General features: G+C 42.0%; 16 protein-coding genes. 15 read left to right on the plus strand and 1 reads right to left on the minus strand.

Features of this window, described 5'->3' with window-relative positions; genetic code table 11:
- Nucleotides 1-6: 6 nt before the first annotated feature.
- The 8 genes from miaA (at nucleotide 7) to REC12_RS03885 (ending at nucleotide 9,095) form a co-directional block, all read left to right on the plus strand.
- Nucleotides 7-948, plus strand: a complete 942-nt coding sequence (gene miaA, locus REC12_RS03850) for a tRNA (adenosine(37)-N6)-dimethylallyltransferase MiaA (protein WP_308892494.1) — start codon at nucleotides 7-9, stop codon at nucleotides 946-948.
- 35 nt (nucleotides 949-983) lie between these two features.
- The gene (gene hfq / locus REC12_RS03855; protein WP_308892495.1) at nucleotides 984-1,223 is read left to right on the plus strand and encodes an RNA chaperone Hfq; all 240 of its coding nucleotides are present in this window, start codon (nucleotides 984-986) and stop codon (nucleotides 1,221-1,223) included.
- A gap of 214 nt (nucleotides 1,224-1,437) precedes the next feature.
- Entirely contained in the window at nucleotides 1,438-3,261 is a 1,824-nt protein-coding gene (gene typA / locus REC12_RS03860; RefSeq protein ID WP_308892496.1) for a translational GTPase TypA, read from the plus strand.
- Nucleotides 3,262-3,335: 74 nt separating this feature from the next.
- Entirely contained in the window at nucleotides 3,336-4,304 is a 969-nt protein-coding gene (locus REC12_RS03865; protein WP_308892497.1) for an AAA family ATPase, read from the plus strand.
- A gap of 54 nt (nucleotides 4,305-4,358) precedes the next feature.
- The gene (gene hflX / locus REC12_RS03870) at nucleotides 4,359-5,966 is read left to right on the plus strand and encodes a GTPase HflX (RefSeq protein WP_308892498.1); all 1,608 of its coding nucleotides are present in this window, start codon (nucleotides 4,359-4,361) and stop codon (nucleotides 5,964-5,966) included.
- Nucleotides 5,967-5,999: 33 nt separating this feature from the next.
- Nucleotides 6,000-7,265 carry a methionine gamma-lyase family protein gene (locus REC12_RS03875; protein ID WP_308892499.1) on the plus strand — a complete coding sequence of 422 codons (1,266 nt, stop codon included), beginning with the start codon at nucleotides 6,000-6,002 and terminating at the stop codon, nucleotides 7,263-7,265.
- 70 nt (nucleotides 7,266-7,335) lie between these two features.
- Entirely contained in the window at nucleotides 7,336-7,881 is a 546-nt protein-coding gene (gene lepB, locus REC12_RS03880) for a signal peptidase I (RefSeq protein ID WP_308892500.1), read from the plus strand.
- Nucleotides 7,882-7,991: 110 nt separating this feature from the next.
- The gene (locus tag REC12_RS03885) at nucleotides 7,992-9,095 is read left to right on the plus strand and encodes a D-alanine--D-alanine ligase (RefSeq protein WP_308892501.1); all 1,104 of its coding nucleotides are present in this window, start codon (nucleotides 7,992-7,994) and stop codon (nucleotides 9,093-9,095) included.
- A gap of 313 nt (nucleotides 9,096-9,408) precedes the next feature.
- On the opposite strand, the gene lexA is transcribed toward REC12_RS03885, so the two are convergent.
- A complete protein-coding gene (gene lexA / locus REC12_RS03890; RefSeq protein WP_308892502.1) occupies nucleotides 9,409-10,026 on the minus strand; it encodes a transcriptional repressor LexA in 618 nt (205 codons plus the stop codon).
- A 113-nt stretch (nucleotides 10,027-10,139) separates the two neighbouring features.
- Here lexA and REC12_RS03895 point away from each other — a divergent pair, with 113 nt between their 5' ends.
- The 7 genes from REC12_RS03895 to REC12_RS03925 all read left to right on the plus strand — a co-directional run bounded on the left by REC12_RS03895 (nucleotide 10,140) and on the right by REC12_RS03925 (nucleotide 20,882).
- Nucleotides 10,140-10,952 (plus strand): M23 family metallopeptidase, encoded by an 813-nt coding sequence (locus REC12_RS03895; RefSeq protein WP_308892503.1) that lies wholly within the window; start codon nucleotides 10,140-10,142, stop codon nucleotides 10,950-10,952.
- Between the two features lie 429 nt (nucleotides 10,953-11,381).
- A complete protein-coding gene (locus REC12_RS03900; RefSeq protein WP_374214166.1) occupies nucleotides 11,382-11,648 on the plus strand; it encodes a hypothetical protein in 267 nt (88 codons plus the stop codon).
- Nucleotides 11,649-12,241: 593 nt separating this feature from the next.
- A complete protein-coding gene (locus tag REC12_RS03905; protein ID WP_308892504.1) occupies nucleotides 12,242-13,192 on the plus strand; it encodes a polysaccharide deacetylase family protein in 951 nt (316 codons plus the stop codon).
- Between the two features lie 145 nt (nucleotides 13,193-13,337).
- A complete protein-coding gene (locus tag REC12_RS03910) occupies nucleotides 13,338-14,516 on the plus strand; it encodes a thiolase family protein (RefSeq protein WP_308892505.1) in 1,179 nt (392 codons plus the stop codon).
- A 274-nt stretch (nucleotides 14,517-14,790) separates the two neighbouring features.
- The gene (locus REC12_RS03915; protein WP_308892506.1) at nucleotides 14,791-15,222 is read left to right on the plus strand and encodes a hypothetical protein; all 432 of its coding nucleotides are present in this window, start codon (nucleotides 14,791-14,793) and stop codon (nucleotides 15,220-15,222) included.
- Between the two features lie 1,161 nt (nucleotides 15,223-16,383).
- A complete protein-coding gene (locus REC12_RS03920; protein ID WP_308892507.1) occupies nucleotides 16,384-18,102 on the plus strand; it encodes a methyl-accepting chemotaxis protein in 1,719 nt (572 codons plus the stop codon).
- A gap of 314 nt (nucleotides 18,103-18,416) precedes the next feature.
- Nucleotides 18,417-20,882, plus strand: coding sequence for an EAL domain-containing protein (locus tag REC12_RS03925; protein ID WP_308892508.1), 2,466 nt, complete (start codon nucleotides 18,417-18,419; stop codon nucleotides 20,880-20,882).
- Nucleotides 20,883-21,214: the final 332 nt, after the last annotated feature.

Genomic DNA, 21,214 nt, shown 5'->3' on the forward strand with positions numbered 1-21,214 from the left:
GTTGTCGTGTTACCACTTATTGTGATTATTGGACCAACCGGCATAGGCAAATCTTCCTTGGGTTTGGCCTTGGCCCAGCAAATCGATGGAGAAATAATTTCCGGAGACTCTGTTCAGGTTTATCAGAAGCTCGATATCGGTTCGGCAAAACCAACTGCCCAGGAGCTTCAACTTGTTCCCCATCATTTGATTGACTGCTTAGATCCTAAAGAACCTTTTACGGTAGCGCAATTCAAGGATTTAGCGACCTCCCGGATAGAGGAAATACGCGGCCGGGGTCATGTTCCGATTGTGGTCGGGGGGACGGGTCTATATGTTCGCTCTTTGCTCGATCCTTATGATTTCTCTGAACATGGTTCAGAGCAAATACGTTTAAAATGGCAAGAATATGCCCTGAGTCAGGGAAAGCCGGCGCTTCATGAAGCTCTGGAACAACGTGATCCGGAAACCGCCCGGATGTTGCATCCGAATAACGTCCAGCGAATTATTCGTGCCTTAGAAGTTTATGAGTTGACAGGCCAGCCTTTTTCCAGTCAGCGTCAATTTAAGGACGACGAATATCAGCCTCTGGGCCCAGCGGTTCTCTATATTGGGCTGACGGCTCCTCGCCAGGTAATTTATGAGCGAATCAACCGCCGCTGTGAGATTATGCTGGAAGAGGGATTGCTGGAAGAGACTCTTAATCTGCTTGAAATGGGCTACTCCTCAACGTTGAAGCCGATGCAAAGTATTGGGTATCGCCACGCTCTCTGGTGTTTAAAAGGACTCGTTACTAAAGCGGAAATGCTGCGTCTCCTGCAAAGGGATACCCGTCATTTTGCCAAACGGCAGTTAACCTGGTTCCGGCGCGATCCCAGAATTTGCTGGTATGATATTGCAGAGGGATTAGAACCGGTTCTCAAAGTACTAATCCGGACTTGCAGAGCCCTTCAAACTCGTGTAGAATAGATTGCGTAGAAATATAAGGTGATGGAGGGAAATATATGAATAAATCGCCCATCAATTTACAAGACACCTTTTTAAATCAAGTACGCAAGGAAAACCTTCCAGTGACCATTTACTTGGTTAACGGATTTCAACTAAAAGGACTTATCAAAGGTTTTGATAATTTCACAGTTGTGATTGAATTCGAAGGTCGACAACAGATGGTCTATAAACATGCCATCTCCACAGTAATGCCTATACGGCCGATTAATTTAGCAACGGCTAGCCCTGTAGAGTAAATGACTACACATTCTTAAAGCTTTTTTGGAGTATCTGATTTTGACGAAAAGGACTAAGTTTGGACAAGCGAACTTAGTTCTTTTTATACTGTCAGAAAACGTAAGGTTTTTTCGGGCAGTGGCTAAATTTTCTTTACTTGAATTCAATTCTTAATTATGATATCCTAATTTTATATGTGTTTATAAGGTGAAAGAAAGGAACGTAAGTCCAACTATGGAAACTCGAAATTTGCGAAACATTGCAATTATCGCTCACGTAGATCATGGTAAAACGACACTTGTTGATGCTATGTTGAAACAAAGCGGTACCTTTCGCTCCAATCAACAGGTTGTGGAACGTGTCATGGATTCCAATGATCTGGAACGAGAGCGTGGAATTACTATTTTATCGAAAAATACCTCCGTTCATTGGCAGGGAACAAAAATAAACATCATTGACACGCCTGGTCATGCGGATTTTGGCGGAGAGGTCGAGCGGGTTTTACAAATGGTCAATGGTGTACTTCTGATCGTTGATTCTTTTGAAGGGCCCATGCCGCAAACCCGTTTCGTCTTGCGCAAAGCCTTGGAGCTTAAGCTTGTTCCGATCGTTGTCATTAATAAGATCGACCGCCCGGACGCTCGTCCGGCGGAAGTTGTTGATGAAGTTTTAGATCTGTTTATTGAACTTGGGGCCGAAGACGACCAATTGGATTTTCCCGTCGTTTATGCTTCGGCTCGTGCCGGGATCGCAGGCCTTGAGCCTGACTCGCTGTCCGATAGTTTGGAGCCTTTGTTCACGGTGATCTTAGACCATATTCCGGCGCCTGTGGTAGATCTCACAGCTCCCTTTCAAATGCTTGTTACGACCCTCGACTATGATGATTATGTTGGAAAAATTGTCGTGGGCAGAATTGTCAGGGGGACGGTTCACCAAAATGAAGCCATAACTCTTATTAAACGGGATGAAAGCTTTGAACGGGCAAAAGTCGGCAAGGTTATGGTCTTTGAAGGTCTTAAACGTCAAGATGTCTTGGAAGCATCGGCAGGTGAAATTGTCGCTCTGACAGGGTTAACAAGTGCCAATATTGGGGAAACTGTAGCCTGTGCTTTAAATCCCGAGGCTTTGCCCACGATTGAAGTCGATGAACCTACGCTGTCCATGAATTTTATGGTCAACACAAGTCCTTTTGCCGGACGTGAAGGGCATTTTGTAACTTCGCGCAAGCTCAGGGAACGGCTTTGGAAAGAGGTTGAAACAAACGTCAGTTTAAGGGTTGAAGAAACCGACTCGGCGGATTGTTTTAAAGTTTCAGGCAGAGGTGAACTGCATCTTTCCATACTCATTGAGAATATGCGCCGTGAAGGGTATGAACTGCAAGTTTCGAAACCGGAAGTCATTTATAAGATGATTGACGGGGTAAAATGTGAGCCTATGGAATTTCTTATCTGTGATGTTCATGAAAAATCCTTGGGGCCGGTGATGGAGCTTTTAGGCAAGCGAAAAGCGGAAATGGCCAATATGACCAGTCTCTCGGAAACCCAGCTGCGGATTGAGTTTAAGATTCCGGCCCGCGGTCTCATTGGTTTCCGCGGAGAGTTTCTCTCCGAAACTCGGGGCGAAGGCATGATGAGTCACGTTTTCCTTGGCTATGAGCCCTATAAAGGGGATATCCCGGGCAGAACAAGGGGAGCTTTAATCGCTTTTGAAGAAGGGGAGACAACCACTTATGGGTTGTACTCGGCTCAAGAAAGGGGCACCTTGTTTGTTGAGCCTGGTCTTCATGTCTATGCGGGCATGATTGTCGGGGAAAATAATCGTGAGCAGGATATTGAAGTGAATGTTGCCAAGAAAAAGCATCTTACCAATATGAGAACCAGTGCTGCGGATGATGCTTTGCGTCTGGAAAAACCCAGAGAATTTTCTTTGGAACAATGTTTAGAGTTTATTAACGATGATGAATATGTGGAAATAACCCCCAAAAGTGTTCGGCTAAGGAAGAAATTTTTAGACCATGCTTCGCGCGTGCGTTATGCCAAAAGTTTAACAGGAAAATAATAACAATCGGGAATCAGGACACCTTTCGTCTTTACCTGCGTATAGTAGTAAAGATGGGAGGTGTGCCTGTAGTTATGACGATTCGTGTAACCTTTCGGCCGGATAATTTTCAGCCTCCGGTTATTCAAACACCAACGCCCCCCAACCCTGTGCCGGGGTCTAGTGCAGCGGAGGGGACGGGAATAGGACGCGTCCGTAAAAATAATTTTGTGTCAGCAGAGAAAGATAAAGATAAAATTGCGGAAATTCTCGCTGAATTAGAATCCTATATCGGACTGGAAACGGTAAAACGTTTTATTAAAGATTTACAGGCTTACGTCGAAATTCAAAAGCGCCGAGTTCAGGAAAAGCTTATTTCCGAACCTTTAGTTCTACATATGATTTTTCGCGGAAACCCTGGAACAGGCAAAACAACGGTCGCGCGGCTGGTTGGCCGCTTGTATAAAGAAATGGGAGTCCTGCCCAAAGGACACGTCATTGAATGCGAACGTGCCGATCTTGTCGGGGAATATATTGGGCACACGGCCCAAAAAACCCGGGACCAGATTAAAAAGGCTTTGGGCGGCGTTCTTTTTATCGATGAAGCCTATTCCTTAGCCCGCGGCGGGGAAAAAGACTTTGGCAAAGAAGCCATTGATGCCTTAGTCAAAGCCATGGAGGACAACAAAGACAACCTCGTCTTAATTCTAGCCGGCTATCGCCAAGAGATGGATTGGTTTCTCCAAACAAATCCCGGACTCCGGTCTCGTTTTCCGATACACATCGACTTTCCGGATTATACCCTCGACGAATTGTTGTCTATTGGCAATTTGATGTTTAAAACTCGGCAATATGAGTTGACGAAAGAGGCTCGTGAGGCTCTGCGCAATTACTTGCAAGCTCTTCTGCATTCCCACCCTTATGCCGGCAATGCCCGCTTGGTGCGCAATCTTGTTGAGAAGACGGTTCGCAAGCAGGCCGTACGCTTGTTCCAAAAACCCAGCTCCAGCCGGGAAGAACTCATTAAAATTCTGCCTGAGGATATCAATACGGAAGCGGTTTAATTCTCTAAACAGGGCTGTTATTAAGCAAAGGTTAAAAAGATGAGGTTTTGAAACATGGACATCTCGGGGGACTTGTCTGGAGTCAGGGCCAGCCAGATCTCTGAACTTAAGAAATTGGCGGAATATCGAACAGAACGGAATGAATTGATTCATCCGGAAATTCTTGCCGGGTTAATACGCTTAACCCAACTGTGGAATCGGGAAATCTGCGTCTATCTTTCCCGCTCGGGAGTTCTGATGGCTGCGGCTGTGGGACAGCATGCCACGGTGACTCTTCCGCCGCTCAAAGGAAGATCCCCGGGAAAACATTTGCGCTGCATCCATACCCATCCCAATGGAAACCCTAAATTAAGCCCTCTTGATTATACCGCTTTGTCGTCGTTAAAACTTGAAAGTATGACAGCCGTTGGTGTAAGTCAGGGCCGGTTCAGAGGGCTGCAAATAGCCTATCGTACGGAAAATGCGCCTTTGATTATCGATCTGGGTCCGAATGATTTGCCGGAATTTGATTATTCCGAATCTCTGGAGGATCTGGAGTATAATAGCAGGGGCGATAAAAAGGCTGGGACAAAGCCTGGCAAAGAACGTGCTTTTCTCATTGCCCTTCAAGACGTGGCCCAAGAGGTTAATGAAGACCTGGAAGAACTGGGAGAGTTGGCCTCTACGGCAGGTGTCGATGTCGTCGGCCAGCTTGTTCAGTTGCGCCGCTATGGACAGGCCCGAAGTTATTTGGGGAGCGGCAAACTGGAAGAATTGCTTCACCGGCTTCAAGAGACTAAAGCTGATGTGGTTATTAGTGATGATGAATTGTCTCCGACTCAATTGCGAACTTTAGAAACGCAAACCGGGTTGAAAGTTTTGGATCGAACAGGTTTAATTCTGGATATTTTTGCCCAGCGGGCCCGTTCCCGGGAAGGAAAACTTCAGGTTGAATTAGCCCAGCTTCAGCACCTGCTGCCCTATTTGACAGGGCAAGGACAAGCCCTCTCCCGCTTAGGGGCAGGCATTGGCTCACGTGGACCGGGAGAAACAAAACTGGAGCTCGACCGGCGCCGGATGCGGGAGCGTATAACACTTCTTGACAAACAATTAAAACTTGTCCTCCAGCATCGGGAAATACAACGGCGCCAGAGAACAAAAAGCGGCTTGCCGTCTATTGCTTTGGTTGGCTATACCAATGCCGGAAAAACAACTTTTATGAGAAATGCTATGACGCAATCCGGCCTGCGTTCGGATGTTCCCGCCGGTGAAAATAAATTATTTGCGACGTTAGATCCAATCGTTCGCCGTATAAAACTTAATTCAGCCCTGGAAATTCTTCTGAGTGATACGGTAGGATTTATCCGCAAATTACCGACCCAATTACTTAAAGCATTTTTAGCGACCCTCGAAGAAGTTCAGCAGGCCGATATTCTTATCCATGTCTTGGATGTCAGTCATCCTCAGGCGTTTCAGCAGGCTGAAACAGTCCATGAGGTTTTAGGACAATTGGAATGTCGGGAAAAGCCGATTATCACGCTGCTTAATAAAGTGGACAAGGTAGCAGATATAAATGATGTCGCCCAACTGGCCCAGCTGCTGCCTTACCCGGTTGCACTCTCCCTTAAGCGCGGAGATTCTCTGCAGCCTGTTTGGACTGCCTTGGAATCATTGCTTGAATAGTTTAAACGTATCAATCTACTAAGGAGGGCCATTGTGTACCTGAATCCTAATTGGCCGGAGCTTATTCGCCAAGCAGTAGTAGAAGCGGAGGAAGCTCTCCAACGGCAATTACCCTATTTGCGACAAACAGCCGCAGCTAATCATGAAAAGGTCCTGCGAGCTTTTCAAGAAGAGCGCGTTTCTTCTTATCATCTCCAGGGAACGACGGGATATGGACTTGGCGACGCCGGCCGGGAGGTCCTTGATCGGGTTGTGGCCCGTATTTTAGGGACTGAGGCAGCCCTTGTGCGCGGTCAGTTCGTATCAGGCACTCATGCCATTGCCGCCGCTTTGTTCGGTGTTTTGCGCCCCGGTGATGAGTTGATTTCCGTCAGCGGTACTCCCTATGACACCCTGGAAGAAGTAATCGGCCTCCGCGGCGAGGGACAAGGAAGTTTGAAAGATTTTGGGGTCGCGTATCAAGAGATTCCCTTGGATACACAAGGAAACTTGCAATATTCTCTTTTAAAAGAGACGATAACCGCGAAAACCAAAATGCTTATTGTTCAGCGTTCGCGCGGTTACGCCTGGAGAAATTCCCTGACCATTGCCCAATTGAAAGAGTTTGTAGATTTTGTAAGAAAACAGTACCCGCAGATGATCATTTTCGTGGATAATTGTTACGGCGAATTGGTGGAGTCTCTCGAACCGGGAGATCTGGGTGTCGATTTAATGGCTGGTTCACTGATTAAAAATTTAGGTGGGAGCTTAGCCCCAACGGGAGGATATGTCGCCGGACGCTCTGATTTAGTGAGTTTAGCCTCGCAGCGCTTAACAGCGCCCGGTATCGGTGCCCACATGGGAGCGACCTTGGAATGGGAGCGGTTATTCTATCAAGGGCTATTTTTCAGTCCTTTAACAGTTTCTGAAGCACTGAAAGGAGCCGTTTTTTCGGCAGCATTTTGGCGGGCCTTAGGTTTTGAAGTTCATCCGGAGCCGGAATCACCAAGAACAGATTTGATCCAGGCCGTGAAACTGGGCTCAAGAGCTAAGATGATTGCTTTCTGTCAGGGGCTTCAGAAAGGTTCCCCCCTCGATTCTCATATTAGGCCGATTCCTTCCGGTATGCCCGGGTATGAAGATGAAGTTATCATGGCCGGAGGAACCTTTATCCAAGGCTCAACCAGTGAGTTTTCAGCGGACGGCCCCTTGAGAGAGCCCTACATTGTTTACCAGCAGGGAGGTATCTCGCAGACCTATATCCAGATAGGGAATATTCAAGCTGCCTTGAATTTATGGCAAGAAGGATTTTTGGTTTAATTTTATTAGACCGGGATTTGGAACATTTAAAGACCTGTGATAAGATAAGAAGGACAGAAAGAGGTGGATTATGGAAGAGTCAGAATCTAAGAAAAGCACTACTCGTTTTTTTATAGAATTGCTGGAAATTGTAGTGGTAGCTTTCGCACTTTCCTGGGTGCTGCGTACTTATGTCGTCGAAGCGCGTAAGATTCCAACCGGTTCAATGCTTCCGACAATTCAACTTCAAGATCGAGTCATCGTGGATAAGTTCTTCTTTAAAGAATTTAGCCACCTTACCCGCGGGGATATTGTAGTTTTTAAACCCCCACCGAGCGCACATGCCACCGAAGATTTTATTAAACGTGTGATTGCTTTGCCAGGAGATAAGTTGGAGATTAAAAATCACACGACGTATGTCAATGACCAGCCTCTTTATGAGCCGTATATCCTCGAGAAGTCTAAAAATGATTTCGGTCCGGTCGTTGTTCCGAAAGATTCCGTTTTCGTGATGGGAGATAACCGCAACAACAGTGATGACTCAAGGGTCTGGGGATTCTTACCGATTCAAAACATTACGGGTCGGACTCTATTCCGCTATTGGCCATTAGATCATTTTGGAGCTCTCGCCCGATAGGGGGGAGCTTTTTTCAATTCGCCTCATATACTGTAACGGATGATACTCTCACTAGTGCAGAGGCACATAACATACTGATGTTTAGATTACTTATGGAGAGGGTGGAGATTTTGAAAGAGCACAAAATTCGTGTGGTTCTTTTATTCGGCGGGCGTTCGGGAGAACATGAAGTTTCATTAAATTCGGCGCGCTCTATTTATAGGGCGATTGACCGCAATCGCTATGACGTGGAAACGATTGGTATTAATAAACAAGGGCAGTGGTTCTGGGGAGTGCTTCCTCAAGATGTGCTGGAGAAAGGATTTCCGGAAACCGGGCAGGCTCTTCAAGTTACTCTGGCGGTTGACCCTTCCAAGCCACGCTTCATAGCGTTGGACGGCAGCCCGCTGCCTGATGAGGGCAGGTTCGATGTCATTTTCCCTGTTCTTCACGGCCCATATGGTGAAGACGGAACCTTACAGGGACTTTTAGAAATGGCCAACGTGCCTTATGTGGGCTCCGGAGTACTGGGATCTTCACTAGGGATGGATAAGGATCGCATGAAAGTTGTTTTTCTCGATAAGCAGCTTCCTTTAGCCCGCTATATTACTTTATTGCGTTCTGATTATTTTAACGATCAGGAGGCCTGGGTTAAGGATATTGAAGCGAAAATAGGCTATCCTTGTTTTGTTAAACCGGCTAATTTAGGTTCCAGCGTAGGAATTTCCAAAGCCCATCACCGCACTGAACTAATGGAGGCTTTAAATGTCGCCGCGGCTTTTGACCGCAAGCTTGTCGTGGAAGAGAATATTACGGGCCGGGAAATTGAAGTTGCTGTTTTGGGAAATGACCAACCGCAGGCATCCTTGCCCGGAGAAATCTTACCCGCGGAGGAATTCTATTCCTATGAGGCCAAATACTCCGACATAGGTTCGAGTTTAAAGATACCGGCACCACTTGACGAATCCGTTGTCCAACGATTGCGGGGTATGGCGATTGAAGCCTTTCGTGCTGTAGAGGCGAGTGGTCTGGGGCGGGTGGATTTTTTTGTGACCGACAAGAATGAGATAGTCCTTAATGAGATAAATACGCTGCCCGGTTTTACGGAAATTTCTATGTACCCTAAATTATGGGAAGCTACGGGCATCTCCTATTCCAATTTGATTGACCAGCTAATAAATTTGGGATTAGAACGTTATAAAGATAAGCAAAACTGTAAAATATCCCGTACTTAAAGTCATCTAGGGAATACGATTCAAGGGCCGAAACTTATTAGGCGTTTCCCTAATTCTTGTTTGCTTTAATTTAATACGGAGAAAACACAAATATCCTCTTTTCACATTGCAGAAAAGAGGATATTTGTGTTTTTGCTGCAATACTCAGCTTTCTAAGTATGAGCTTTGTACAGCCGCTAATGGTACTGCCCCAAAATAACCAACCCGCTAAGTATTTCTTTTATTTCGAATTGGCACCATAGTTTTACAGGCTAGTGAATAGTAATCTAAAGGGCAATAAAGAAGGCGGTTAAGTGTGGCTGTAAAATGCAGTTTAATGGAGCGTGCGGAAAACTCCCATAACTTTACCAAGGATGGAAACGTCCTGAGAATATATAGGTTCCATGGCTGAATTCTCAGGCTGCAGACGAATGAGTGTTCTTTCTTTAAAAAAACGCTTAACAGTTGCTTCGTCTCCAATTAAAGCAACGACAATTTCTCCGTTGCGAGCTTCATGTTGTTGATGAACGATGATTAAATCCCCATCTAAAATTCCGGCTTCAATCATGCTATCTCCCTGGACTCTCAGCATAAAAACGTTATTTTCCCGTACCAAATCTGCCGGCAAAGGGAAAGTACCTTCAACGTTTTCGACAGCTAAGATCGGTTGCCCGGCAGTAACACGGCCAATAATCGGAATATGTACTACTTTTCTCGAGTCAAGAGGATCACTGGAACTATCTAAAATTTCTATAGCTCTGGGTTTTGTAGGGTCTCGACGGATGTATCCTTTATCCTCAAGAGTCTGGAGATGACCATGAACTGTGGAGCTTGACAGTAAGCCAACAGCTTCACCGATTTCCCGAACAGAAGGAGGATAGCCCTTTTTTTGAAGTTCTTGTTTGATAAATTCTAAAATTTTGGCCTGTCGTTCTGATAAATCTGGGAACATTATTCACACCCCTATCTTTTCAAGTTTATTTTACCATTCCTGCAATTAAAGTGCAAACAAATGTTCGTGAGAAAGACGATTGTGAAGCCAAATGTTGAGGAGGATGATCGTTCATGCGAACTAAAAATAATGTGAGTGGTTTAAGCGTCTTAGCCAAGATCTCTCTGCTTATAATTGCCGCCTTTACTTTTTGGGTGTTGCTTCATCGTGCGCCCAGGCAAGAAAAGGATGTCTATCCCTATTTGCTTTCTATTTCTCCGAACCTTGTGAAAATCTGTGCTCAGGAAATTGGGACGGCAAAGACAGTTTCCTGGGAAGATCTTTTGGCTGTACGCTCGACCCTTTCCGAAGAGAACGCTCGGCCGCTAATCGAACAACTTCAAAAAAAGATTGCCTTTACAGAGTTAACATCGGGAACTCTTTCAAAACAGATTATGAAAGACCTGCAAAGACATAGAGAAATATTAATCCGCTATCCCTTTTTGACCCCCAATAAATATAGGTTTCCTGTAGTTGGAAAGACCTGGTTTGAAGATAGCTTTGGGGCGGATCGGGAGGGTGGTAAACGCAGGCATGAAGGTACGGATTTGTTCGGAGCCGAAGGCACACCGATTATCAATTGCCGGGGAGGAATTATAGAGCAATTAGGCTGGAATCGTCTGGGCGGGGAACGGGTTGGAATACGTGGTGATGACGGCAACTACTATTATTACGCTCACTTGCAAGCAATCTCCCCTAAACTGGTAAAAGGTAAACGCCTTGAAACAGGGGAGCCGATAGGGAGCATGGGGCATACCGGAGATGCCTTGACGACTCCGGATCACCTTCATTTTGGCATAGAGCTCCCTGACGGAGAATGGATTGATCCCTATTCTTTCTTGGCTGTCTGGCAATTCTGGGAAGAGAGTCCTGTAAATAGGAGTTGATACTTGACCTTCAGCTTTCCAATTTGCTTAGGGTTCGAAAGGGGAGGAAAATGGATATACTAAATCTTGCTTGCCTATTTCGTTGGGGCGGAGATAAACAAATACGGTGGTGACTATAGAAATTGTTGACTCCAGTTGGCTTTGGGACAGCTTTAAGACTAAAGATTTGTCAGTTAAGCGCACAGGAGGACAAATTTTGTGATATGATTGAGAGACAAAGCCAAAGGGTTTTTTTATACATTCAGAAAGTATAACTTCGTTAATACTTTCCTCCTGCATAAGGGCAACCAACGGTTTCGCCTTCGCTAAGGCTCGGCGAAGCCGGGTTTTCATTATACTGTCAGAAAGAATATAGCACTCTGAAAACCTTTGGCATCAACCAAGCTTTCTTTATTCCCGGTTAAAAGGTTGAATCAATAGAGTTGAGGGATGATTAGTTTGAAAGTAATTGGCAAACCCTGTATTTTAGAAGATCGCCCCTGCATTAATTGCGGCGAGTGCGATCTTTGCGATCTTGATCCGACTAAACAATGCGATAATTGCTGTCGGTGTATTGATACTCTTGCTGGAGATTATGCTGAAATTGGAATTGACGATATCTTGTTAAATAATGAGGATCGCAGTGTCGGAAATCGCCATAAAGGGGCGAGGACAACGTATAAACTAAAACAGAAAGAACCGCGTGTGAAAAATTAAGCTTAATTTGCTGATTTTCAAGTTATCCGCTGACTAATCCGCTCTAAGACTCCCGCTTCGGCAAGCGGTGAGTTAAGAGCGGCTAAGTCTCTGGATAAGTGCGACTAAGATTCAGATGGAGTTAAAAACTCCACCTGAATCAAGTCTACTTTATCGGAGGCAGGGCCTTTTTCGAGAGTATTAAAGCCTCGGAAGCAAAGGATATGCTCCCCTTGCGGTAAGCAGTTTAAATGATAAACTGTTTACTGTCAGGAGGAGCATTTTTATATCCCACAAAGTTAGGATATCAGGAGTTAAAGGAAAGAACTGCTGAAAAATATTGTCGCAGGAAAGATACACCATTAATCATTGGGTGATGGACAATTTTTCGGAAAAATAGATAGTTGCCTACTACCGATAACTAAAGGCTCAAAGCCTTTGTGACAAAAGTTTTATGCTAAAGATTGTAGAAACTATTATCAAATATAAAGGATAATTAAGAAATAAGGACGAATAAGTAATAAATAAACTAATAGTGAAGTTATAAGGCGAATTTTAACTTTGTTTACAACAACTTGCTGTCGCTCTTTAGAAAATAAAAAGGTGTGAGAACTATGCAGAGGAAGAAAGCAACAATAGTTACAGTAATTACAAGCTTAGTCGGAATAGCAATTGGCCTGACAATTTGGGGAATGATTTTTTTAGGTTATGGTAACGCTTCGACCGGAGCATCAAGCCAACCTCAACTGGCGGTAGACTCGGAAAAAGTACCGGAGACTACAGCTCCAATACAGGACAGCAAACCTACGGAGCCGGACAATTCTTCTCTTGATTCGGGAGAGTCCACCTCTCAATCTGATCTCTCTTCTTCTTCGGAACAGCCCCCGGCCGCAAACTCCGATAAAAGCAGCTCGCCAACCCAACCCCCACAAGCCGTCCAGCTTACCGGACCGGCAGCCGACGTTGTCTGGTCTGTTTCGACAACTGCTAACGCCGTCTTTATCACGGTGGACGACGGCTGGTATCCCACTGATTCCGTGTTGGCGATTATGCGTGCGCAGCATGTGCCGATATCGGCTTTTTTAATTGAAAATGCAGCTAAAGAACATCCGGATTTTTGGCGGGAATTCATGGCAGCGGGAGGAGATATCGAGAATCATACATTATCTCACCCGGATCTGACAAAGGTTTCCACCCAGGAAGTTATAAGCCAAATCGAAACAACCCAAAAATATTTATCCTCATTTTCGCCGCCAACGCTTTTCCGGCCACCTTACGGCAATTACAATCAAACGGTTTCTCAAGCGGTGTATCAAGCGGGAATAAAGCATGTAATTATGTGGAATGCCACAATGAGCAACAATGAGTTGCAGACCTATAATGGCAAGCCCCTCGAACCGGGAAGCATTATTCTTTTGCATTGGGAACCCGACTTAAGCTCGGAATTAGAAAAGCTGCTGGGGATTTTAAGGCAGAATCATTTAGGGGTCGCCTCACTTCCCTATGCCCTAAGTCATCCCAATAATTTTCCCGTCATCTGGCCTTTACCTGAAGCTGCCGACTAAACAAGGGAACCTTTTCCGCAAGAATGTTATCATCTCAAGCTTTATAAACTATTTTTAGATACTTCCTAAAAAGGAAATTAGAGAACGATGTGGAATGTTGAAATATAAACCTGCGGATCAGCATTTAATGAGGAGGAAAAGAGCGATGCGAGAAGTTGTCATTACTAGTGCCCAGCGTACCCCGATTGGAGATTATCTAGGAGCTTTAAAAGATGTTTCAGCAGTTGAACTTGGGGTGATCGCTTTAAAAGCAGCTCTGGAGAAATCACACTTGGCTGCTTCCCAAATTGAGGAGGTTGTGGCCGGAAATGTGTTTCAGGCCGGTTTAAAAGGAAACCCTGCCAGGCAGGTTGCCCTTAAAGCAGGCTGTGCCTTGGAGACCGTGGCCGTTACCGTCAATCAACTTTGTCCTTCGTCTATGCGTGCCACGGAAATACTTGCGCAAGAGATTGCCCTGGGTAAGGTTGATATCGGAGCTGCCGTGGGCATGGAAAGTATGTCAAATATTCCCTACCTTTTGCCGAAGGCCCGCAGCGGCTACCGTATGGGGAATGGCGACCTGCTGGATTCCATGCTGAACGACGGTTTATTCGATGCCTTTAACGATTATCACATGGGCGTTACTGCGGAGAATCTGGCGGAAATGTACAATATTTCCCGTGAGGAGCAAGACGAGCTGGCTTTTTTAAGTCAGCAGCGGGCAATTCGAGCTATCCAGGAAGGAAAATTTACTGACGAAATTGTACCTGTTGAGATCAAAAGCAAAAAGGGATCAGTGGTGGTAGCGACAGATGAACATCCCAATCCGGCTACCAATCTTGAAGCTTTAAAAAAGCTCAAACCTGTTTTTAAAAAGGATGGAACGGTAACTGCCGGCAACGCCTCCGGACTGAATGACGGAGGATCGGCCTTAATCTTGATGGCAGAGGAAAAGGCTATTGAACTTGGAATTGCTCCTTTGGCAAAGATTCGTTCCACAGCCTCTGCTGCAGTCGACCCGAAAATTATGGGGATTGGGATTGTACCTGCGGTGAAGAGGGCTTTGAAATTTGCTCAACTTCAGGCTGGAGAAATTGATTATTGGGAATTAAATGAAGCCTTTGCCGCTCAATTCCTGGCTGTAAATCGGGAATTGAAGCTGAGTATGGATATAGTCAATGCCAATGGCTCCGGTATTTCCTTAGGTCATCCGGTTGGAGATACAGGCATACGTTTAATTGTCACCCTTATACATGAACTTCGGCGCCGGGGAGGGCGTTATGGCTGCGCATCGCTTTGTGCCGGAGGAGGACCGGCTGTCGCTACGATTGTAGAGTTAATGTGAACGTACCTAAAATGAAGGTTTACTAAATAACAAAGCTTTCCATAGACCTGACTGAAACTTGCCGAAATTAGAAAACGAGCCCAATAGACTGATTTTCCCTCAATCAGTTATTGGGCTTTTTTAGTTTAAAAAATACAATATTTATTACATTATTTTACAAAATATACAGGAGGAAAATCCTGGGTATTTGACGAAGTAGATTTTTAAAGATTCCCATATAAATAAAAAAATTGGGGTAACCGGTGAATGCCAAAACTAAAGCGAGGTGATTCAAATGATTAATAGTATTTTTGAATCTTGTCAAAGGATTAGTTTTGAAATTAGTTTATTTGGGTTACTTAAAGGCCTGCTTCTTGGAGTTTTGATCATGGTTGCTGTTTTCTTAGAAAAGAAAATTGCTTTAATCCTGCAAAAAGAGAGAATAATTGATAAGCGGGTAAGAGAAACGAGCACAAGAATAGCACATACTGTTGCAGAAATGGAAGAACTTAAAGAGGCTAACAATATGGGTGAGGAAGAAAAACAAGCGATGTCGCTCCAACCTCAAATTCAAGTTCAAGTTTCAACAAAGTCCCCGGATGAATCTGACGCGGGCAACCAAGGAGATTTGGAGGCAGTTCCCCAAAGAAAGAAGACGCGAGCTATGTCAATGGAAGAAAGATGGGCAGATTTCGAAAAAAAGAGAGCAATGCGCAATACAGCCTAAGACTGTGTTTCAGTAATTGATTTATAGAAAAGTACTGAAGGAATTGGGCTGAGCGGCACAGACTCAAGGGAGAACATTCCATCAGCTTGCCGCCAGAAAGGAATACAGATTAAAAGGTTAGGCAGAGAATTGGTTCAAAGCTGTTTGAGCAAACTCAAAGATATTGGGATAGATAAGTGTCATATTTTCGTGTTTCAGGAAAATTAGCCAGGGAAAGGAGTTCCGGACTGCGAACGGGTGGGAAACAAGGCGTGATCTTTGCATTATGTCAAAGCCTTTATAATAATTCATACGAAATAATAAAGCTAAGATGAGCAGGTCTTAGCTTTTAGCTTTAAATATTAAAAAAATTTAAAATTAAAAATTTTAAAAGTTTATAAATTTAGAAATTTATACTAATTTGCATTTGAAATGATGAATTATTAAAGACATAGTTATTAGTATTAAGGATTTATCCCATAAAATATTAATAATATTTTAAAAGCCAATTAGTATTAGATATAAACGGCGAATGTAAGGTATATTGAAAAAAATACCTGATTGTAAAAGCTGTAAAAAAGTGCCGGGGTATTAGGAGCATACTTTATCTTATATCATCAACAACCGGGATAGTACAGGATGATATTTTGCTATAAATAATTGAATTGGATCAGTATTTAAAGCATGTAAGGGGACCAGATTAAAAGGAGAAAGAAAAACCCGAATATTCCCATGTCCTCATGATTGGGTATTAAAAAGAGAGTGAGAAAATTAGTAAGGGCTTGGATACAGTTGTGTATTCAAGCCCTTAGTTGTCGAGCTGTTTTTTAGGTTACCTTTAAAATCAATGCTCTGATCAGCTTTTCGCAATTAGTAATGTTGAGGTTTAATATTGTCGATAAATAATAAAATTAATTGAAATTTGTAGAAATAATGCGAAAAAATTTGATTGTTAAGCAATATAAGCCAAGTTATACTTAATATAATTGCGATTGTTAGCAAATTTTTGTTTTTTATGTCAAATAGCTGACGTGAATCTGCACTCTGTTGAATTTAGTAAAATAAATGCTTTGCAAGTCATATTATAAGATAATACTTGGTTAAAACAAGTTAGGGACAATCTAATTACTTTTAAAACAAGGTTATATATAATATGGAAATATGATTATGGGGGTAAGAAAGGTGAGCTTTGTAAACAATATCACTTGGAAGGTTAAGTTGACAGTAGGGTTTGCAATTTTGGCTTGTTTGTTAGGTTTAGTAGGGTATATAGGTTTAAGAAACTTAGGTGTTATAAATAACGACGGAACTATGATTTACTCCGTCAACCTCATGTCAATCCAAGAACTTAATAAAATACGGATGAATTTTTTAAAAAACCGTTCAAATTTAATTTTACTTTCTTCGACACCGGACAAAATGAAGGCACAGGCTTTAAAACAACAAATAGCAAGTGATTCAGAAGCTAATAACAAGAGCGAACAAAATTACGAAATGGTTTTTGCCAATGAACTTACTTCGGCTGATAAGCAATTATACACTGATTTTAAGAACAATCAGGTAGATTACCGTAAGCAGCGTGAAAATATGATTGCAAGGCTGGATCAAGGAAATTCTTTAGAAGCCGGAGTATTGGAACAGGTTTTACAAGCTAATGATAAAGCTTTGGCTAACTTGGATAATTTAATTACTTCTAACGAAAAGTCAGCTAAGCAAAAGCAAATAACTAATCAAGCAATTTATGAGAAAACCCGTGAAGTCATGCTCGTTTTGGTAGGGCTAAGCGTTATTTTAGCCCTAATCATTGGACTGTATTTAGCAAGGAATCTCACCTGGCGGCTCGGCAATATCGTTCGACTGGCAGAAGCTTTGGGTAATGGAGACTTGACTAGAAAGCTGAAGATTTATGGTACGGATGAAATCGGACAATTGGGCATATCCCTTAATAAGGCTATGGAGAATATGAAAGAATTAGTTTCCCATATCCTTGACAGTTGCCAGACCATGAATGCTCATTCGGAAGAACTGTCTGCGACTATGGAAGAACTTTCAGCCAGCATGCAAATTATCCAAAAATCCACGGAACAAATTGCTCAAGGTGCCGAGGAGTTAAGCGCAAGTACTGAAGAAGTAGAATCTTCGACCTTGGAACTTCAAGAGTTTACAAAGAAGTTATCCGCCAAAGCGGATCAAGGTCAGGAAAATGTTTCTGCAATTAAAGAGAGGGCAGTCAAAGTAAAAAGTCGGGGGATGAATGCGGTTGCTGAAGCAGAGTCCATTTATAAGGACAAAGAAATAAAAGTTAAACAAGCGTTAGATGAAGCCAAAGTTGTGGAAGAAATTAAAGTGATGGCAGAGACGATTGGAGGAATTGCCGGGCAAACCAATTTATTGGCTCTTAATGCCAGTATTGAGGCAGCTCGTGCGGGGGATGCAGGACGTGGCTTTGCGGTGGTTGCCGATGAAGTCCGCAAGTTAGCCGAGCAGTCCCAATCAGCAGTTGGGAATATTCACAATGTCATTAGCAGTGTTCAAAGAGCTTTTAGCAATTTAGTCTTGAATACCCAGGAATTATTAAGATTTATCGACACAAGAGTAAGACAAGATTATGAGGACTATGCTCAGATAGGATCACAGTATGAGGCGGATTCTTACTTTGTGGCTGAGATGTCAGGGGAAATAGCTTCGTCGACGCATTTAATGAACCAGATAATGGATCAAATTGGCTCGGCTATTCTAAATGTGACAGATACAGCCCAAGAGTCTGCCTCAAGCTCAGAGGAAATTTCTAGTAGTATCAGCCAAACAACAATTGCCGTTGAACAAGTGAATTCTTCGGCTTTAGCCCAGGCGGCGTTAGCTGGGAAGTTAAGTGAGCTGGTCGGAAAATTCAGGGTCTAATCCTGACCGCCACTGAGGTTGTATAGGCAGGCCGTAATTTGCTTTCAACTCTGATTGAGAACTCTCTTTGGAGGATAAAAAAACTCTTGGCATTCATTTAGTGTAAATCGCCTAATGATTTACACTTTTTTATTCTGTCTACTCCGGTATATAGCTGTTTGGAAAAAATCTGATCATACGGCAGGAAATTCACAAACGTCAAGTTAGTGGATTCCGGTTCAAAGAAGGATAATATCGAAATTTGTAGAACTACACACTTAGGTTTGTTTATCCTCATTTCAGCTTGTATTATTTGAGAGAGGTTAGTTTAGCAAATGATATCGATATATTTCTTATTCTATTTCGCGTTTTCTATCTTCTATGCTTTATTTGGGATATATGTAATTATCAAAGATAGAAGTTCAATTATAAGTAAAACATTGTCTCTAATGTGTCTGTTTTTATTTTCTTGGACGATCGGCAATGGTCTGATGTTGATTGCCCAAAATATTAGTTTGGCAAATTTATGGAGGTTAACAGCTGCCTTAGGTTGGTGCTTCTTTTTCAGCATTTGGCTGGATCTTACGTTTTTAATCAAAAATAAAGAAAAGATAAAACCCAAATTTAGAATTTTACTCTATCTTCCTTCTCTCTTGTTCTTTATATATAATTTGCAGTATAAGCCGTCATTTGTTCTTTATCGCTTAAATGGTAATTGGCTGGATAGATATCCAATAATTTTTCAAAGTTTATTCGACATATATTATATTGTTTATTTTATTTGCGGGATCTGGATTTTATACAGATTTGGGAAAACGTCGCAGCTGCAAAGGGAAAAAAAGCAAGCAAGAATAATTATAACCAGCTCTTTGTTTACCTTTACTTTAGGGTTCATTACCGATACTTTTTTGCCGATATTTCAACAAAGAGGACTTCCGCTTGATGTTATTATAGCTTCTCTGGGTATAATTGGAGTTTGGTATTCGATTAGCAAATACAAATTAATTACGATAACCCCTAAACCAAAATATTTATTTAAAAATATATCGGAATATTTATTTAAGATTGTTGATGATCCTATTTTTGTTATAGGGTACGATTTATCGATCATAAAAGTCAATGACATTGTTTTGAAGATATTAGACAGCAATGATATTTTAGGTAAAGATTTTAACTCCTTTATCATCAGTGAGATAGATGTACTGAGTGATCTTTATAAGCATGGAACTATTAATAAAGCAGAAGTCTCTTTAATTGGAAAGAATAATATTTTGCTGGAATGCGAATTATCCGGAAAAGTAATTTACGATGAATTTAGGGATATTTATGGAATTCTTATTATATTGCACGATATATCTGAAAGAAAAAAGAGGGAAGATACTTTAAAAAAACATAATTATAAATTAAAAGATAAGGTGAATGAAAAAATCAGAGAATTAGAAGAAGAATCTTTAAATCGAATAAGTGCGGAAAATAAAATACGCTATATTGCTTATCATGATGAGTTGACAAAGCTGCCTAATCGTCGCTACTTTAATGAGTTTATTTATAAACTGATTAAAGACCTCAAGGAAAATGGAAGGTACGAATGTTTTATTATTATGTTTTTAGACCTGGATAATTTTAAATTAATTAATGATACTTATGGCCATTATAACGGGGATAGTTTACTGTGCCATTATGCAAATTCGATTAAAAAAGTGGTAAGAAAAAACGACTTAGTAGTAAGAATCGGTGGCGATGAATTTTTAATACTAATTACCGATATTGCTGAACATGAGAAAGCGGATATTATTGAGTCTTTGTCCCGTAAAGTTTTAAATGTTTTTAATGAACCATTTATAATTAATGGCAAAGAAAATTATCTTACGGCCAGTATAGGTATAGCCCGTTATCCCACCGATGGGCGGGATGCAGGGACGTTAATCATGAATGCCGATATAGCTATGTATGAAGCAAAAAGTGCAGGCAAAAATAAGGTAAAAATTTTTTCTGAAGAAATGAAAAATAAAATGACCTCTAAAACAATTCTTCGCAACAGCCTCTATAAAGCACTTTCTAAAGGTGAACTGAGCGTATATTACCAGCCGCAAGTTAATATTAACTTGGGTAAAATTGTCGGCTTCGAGGCGTTGTTAAGGTGGCAGCCGAATAATGAAGACTATATATCTCCTTCTCTGTTTATCCCATTAGCTGAAGACACAGGATTAATAGTACCCATAGGCTACTGGGTGATCGAAAAGGCTTGTGAATCATTAAAAAAATGGAATAGTCTGGATTATCGTCAAGGCAAGTATTCTATGGCCATTAATCTTTCCATCAATCAATTAAATGAAGGTGATTTTATTAGCAACGTTGCCAAAATTATTGAAGACAGTGGGGTAAATCCTTTTTTATTAGAGTTTGAAGTTACGGAAAGAATGATATTAAAAGGCAATGAATTTGCTGAGAAAAATTTAGAGAAGTTAAAGAAGTTAGGAGTCAAAATCTCCATTGACGACTTTGGAACAGAATATTCTTCTTTTATCAATATTAAAAAGTTTTCAATTGATAAAATTAAAGTTGACATGGCGTTTATCCAAGGGTTAAATAAAAACAAAACAGATAATGTCATTGTAAATTCAATTATCAGCTTATCCCATAATCTCGATTTAAGTGTTATTGCTGAAGGGGTGGAAACAGAGGAACAATTAGAGTATCTGAAACGTTATAATTGTGACATCGTTCAAGGTTATTTATTTTATAAGCCAATGCCCGAAACAGAAATTAAAGGTATTTTATATGAAACGATGTCAAAGTGATAACCGGTCTAACAGGTGTAATTTCAGAGCTTTATCCTAAATTGAGTTTAAAGGATTGTCAGGGGTAAGGGCCTAAGTGAATCATTATTGTGAAGACAAAGTGAAACTAAATGAAGGGCAGCTTTTAAGCTTGCCCGCTGAATTGCCAGGACATTAAATTGTTCTGGCTTATTTGTTTATTTTACTTCTCTTTTAATCGCAGGAAGGAAATACAAGAATAATGTGGAAGATCTTTAAAAGACACTTTTTTACAAATTTCCAAAAGTCTATGGCTTAAACAGACGATTATTATTATAGTGAAGTGGATGTTTAAACGATTGCCGGCGTGACAA

It is taken from the genome of Candidatus Desulfosporosinus nitrosoreducens, assembly GCF_030954495.1.
Lineage (GTDB): Bacteria > Bacillota > Desulfitobacteriia > Desulfitobacteriales > Desulfitobacteriaceae > Desulfosporosinus > Desulfosporosinus nitrosoreducens.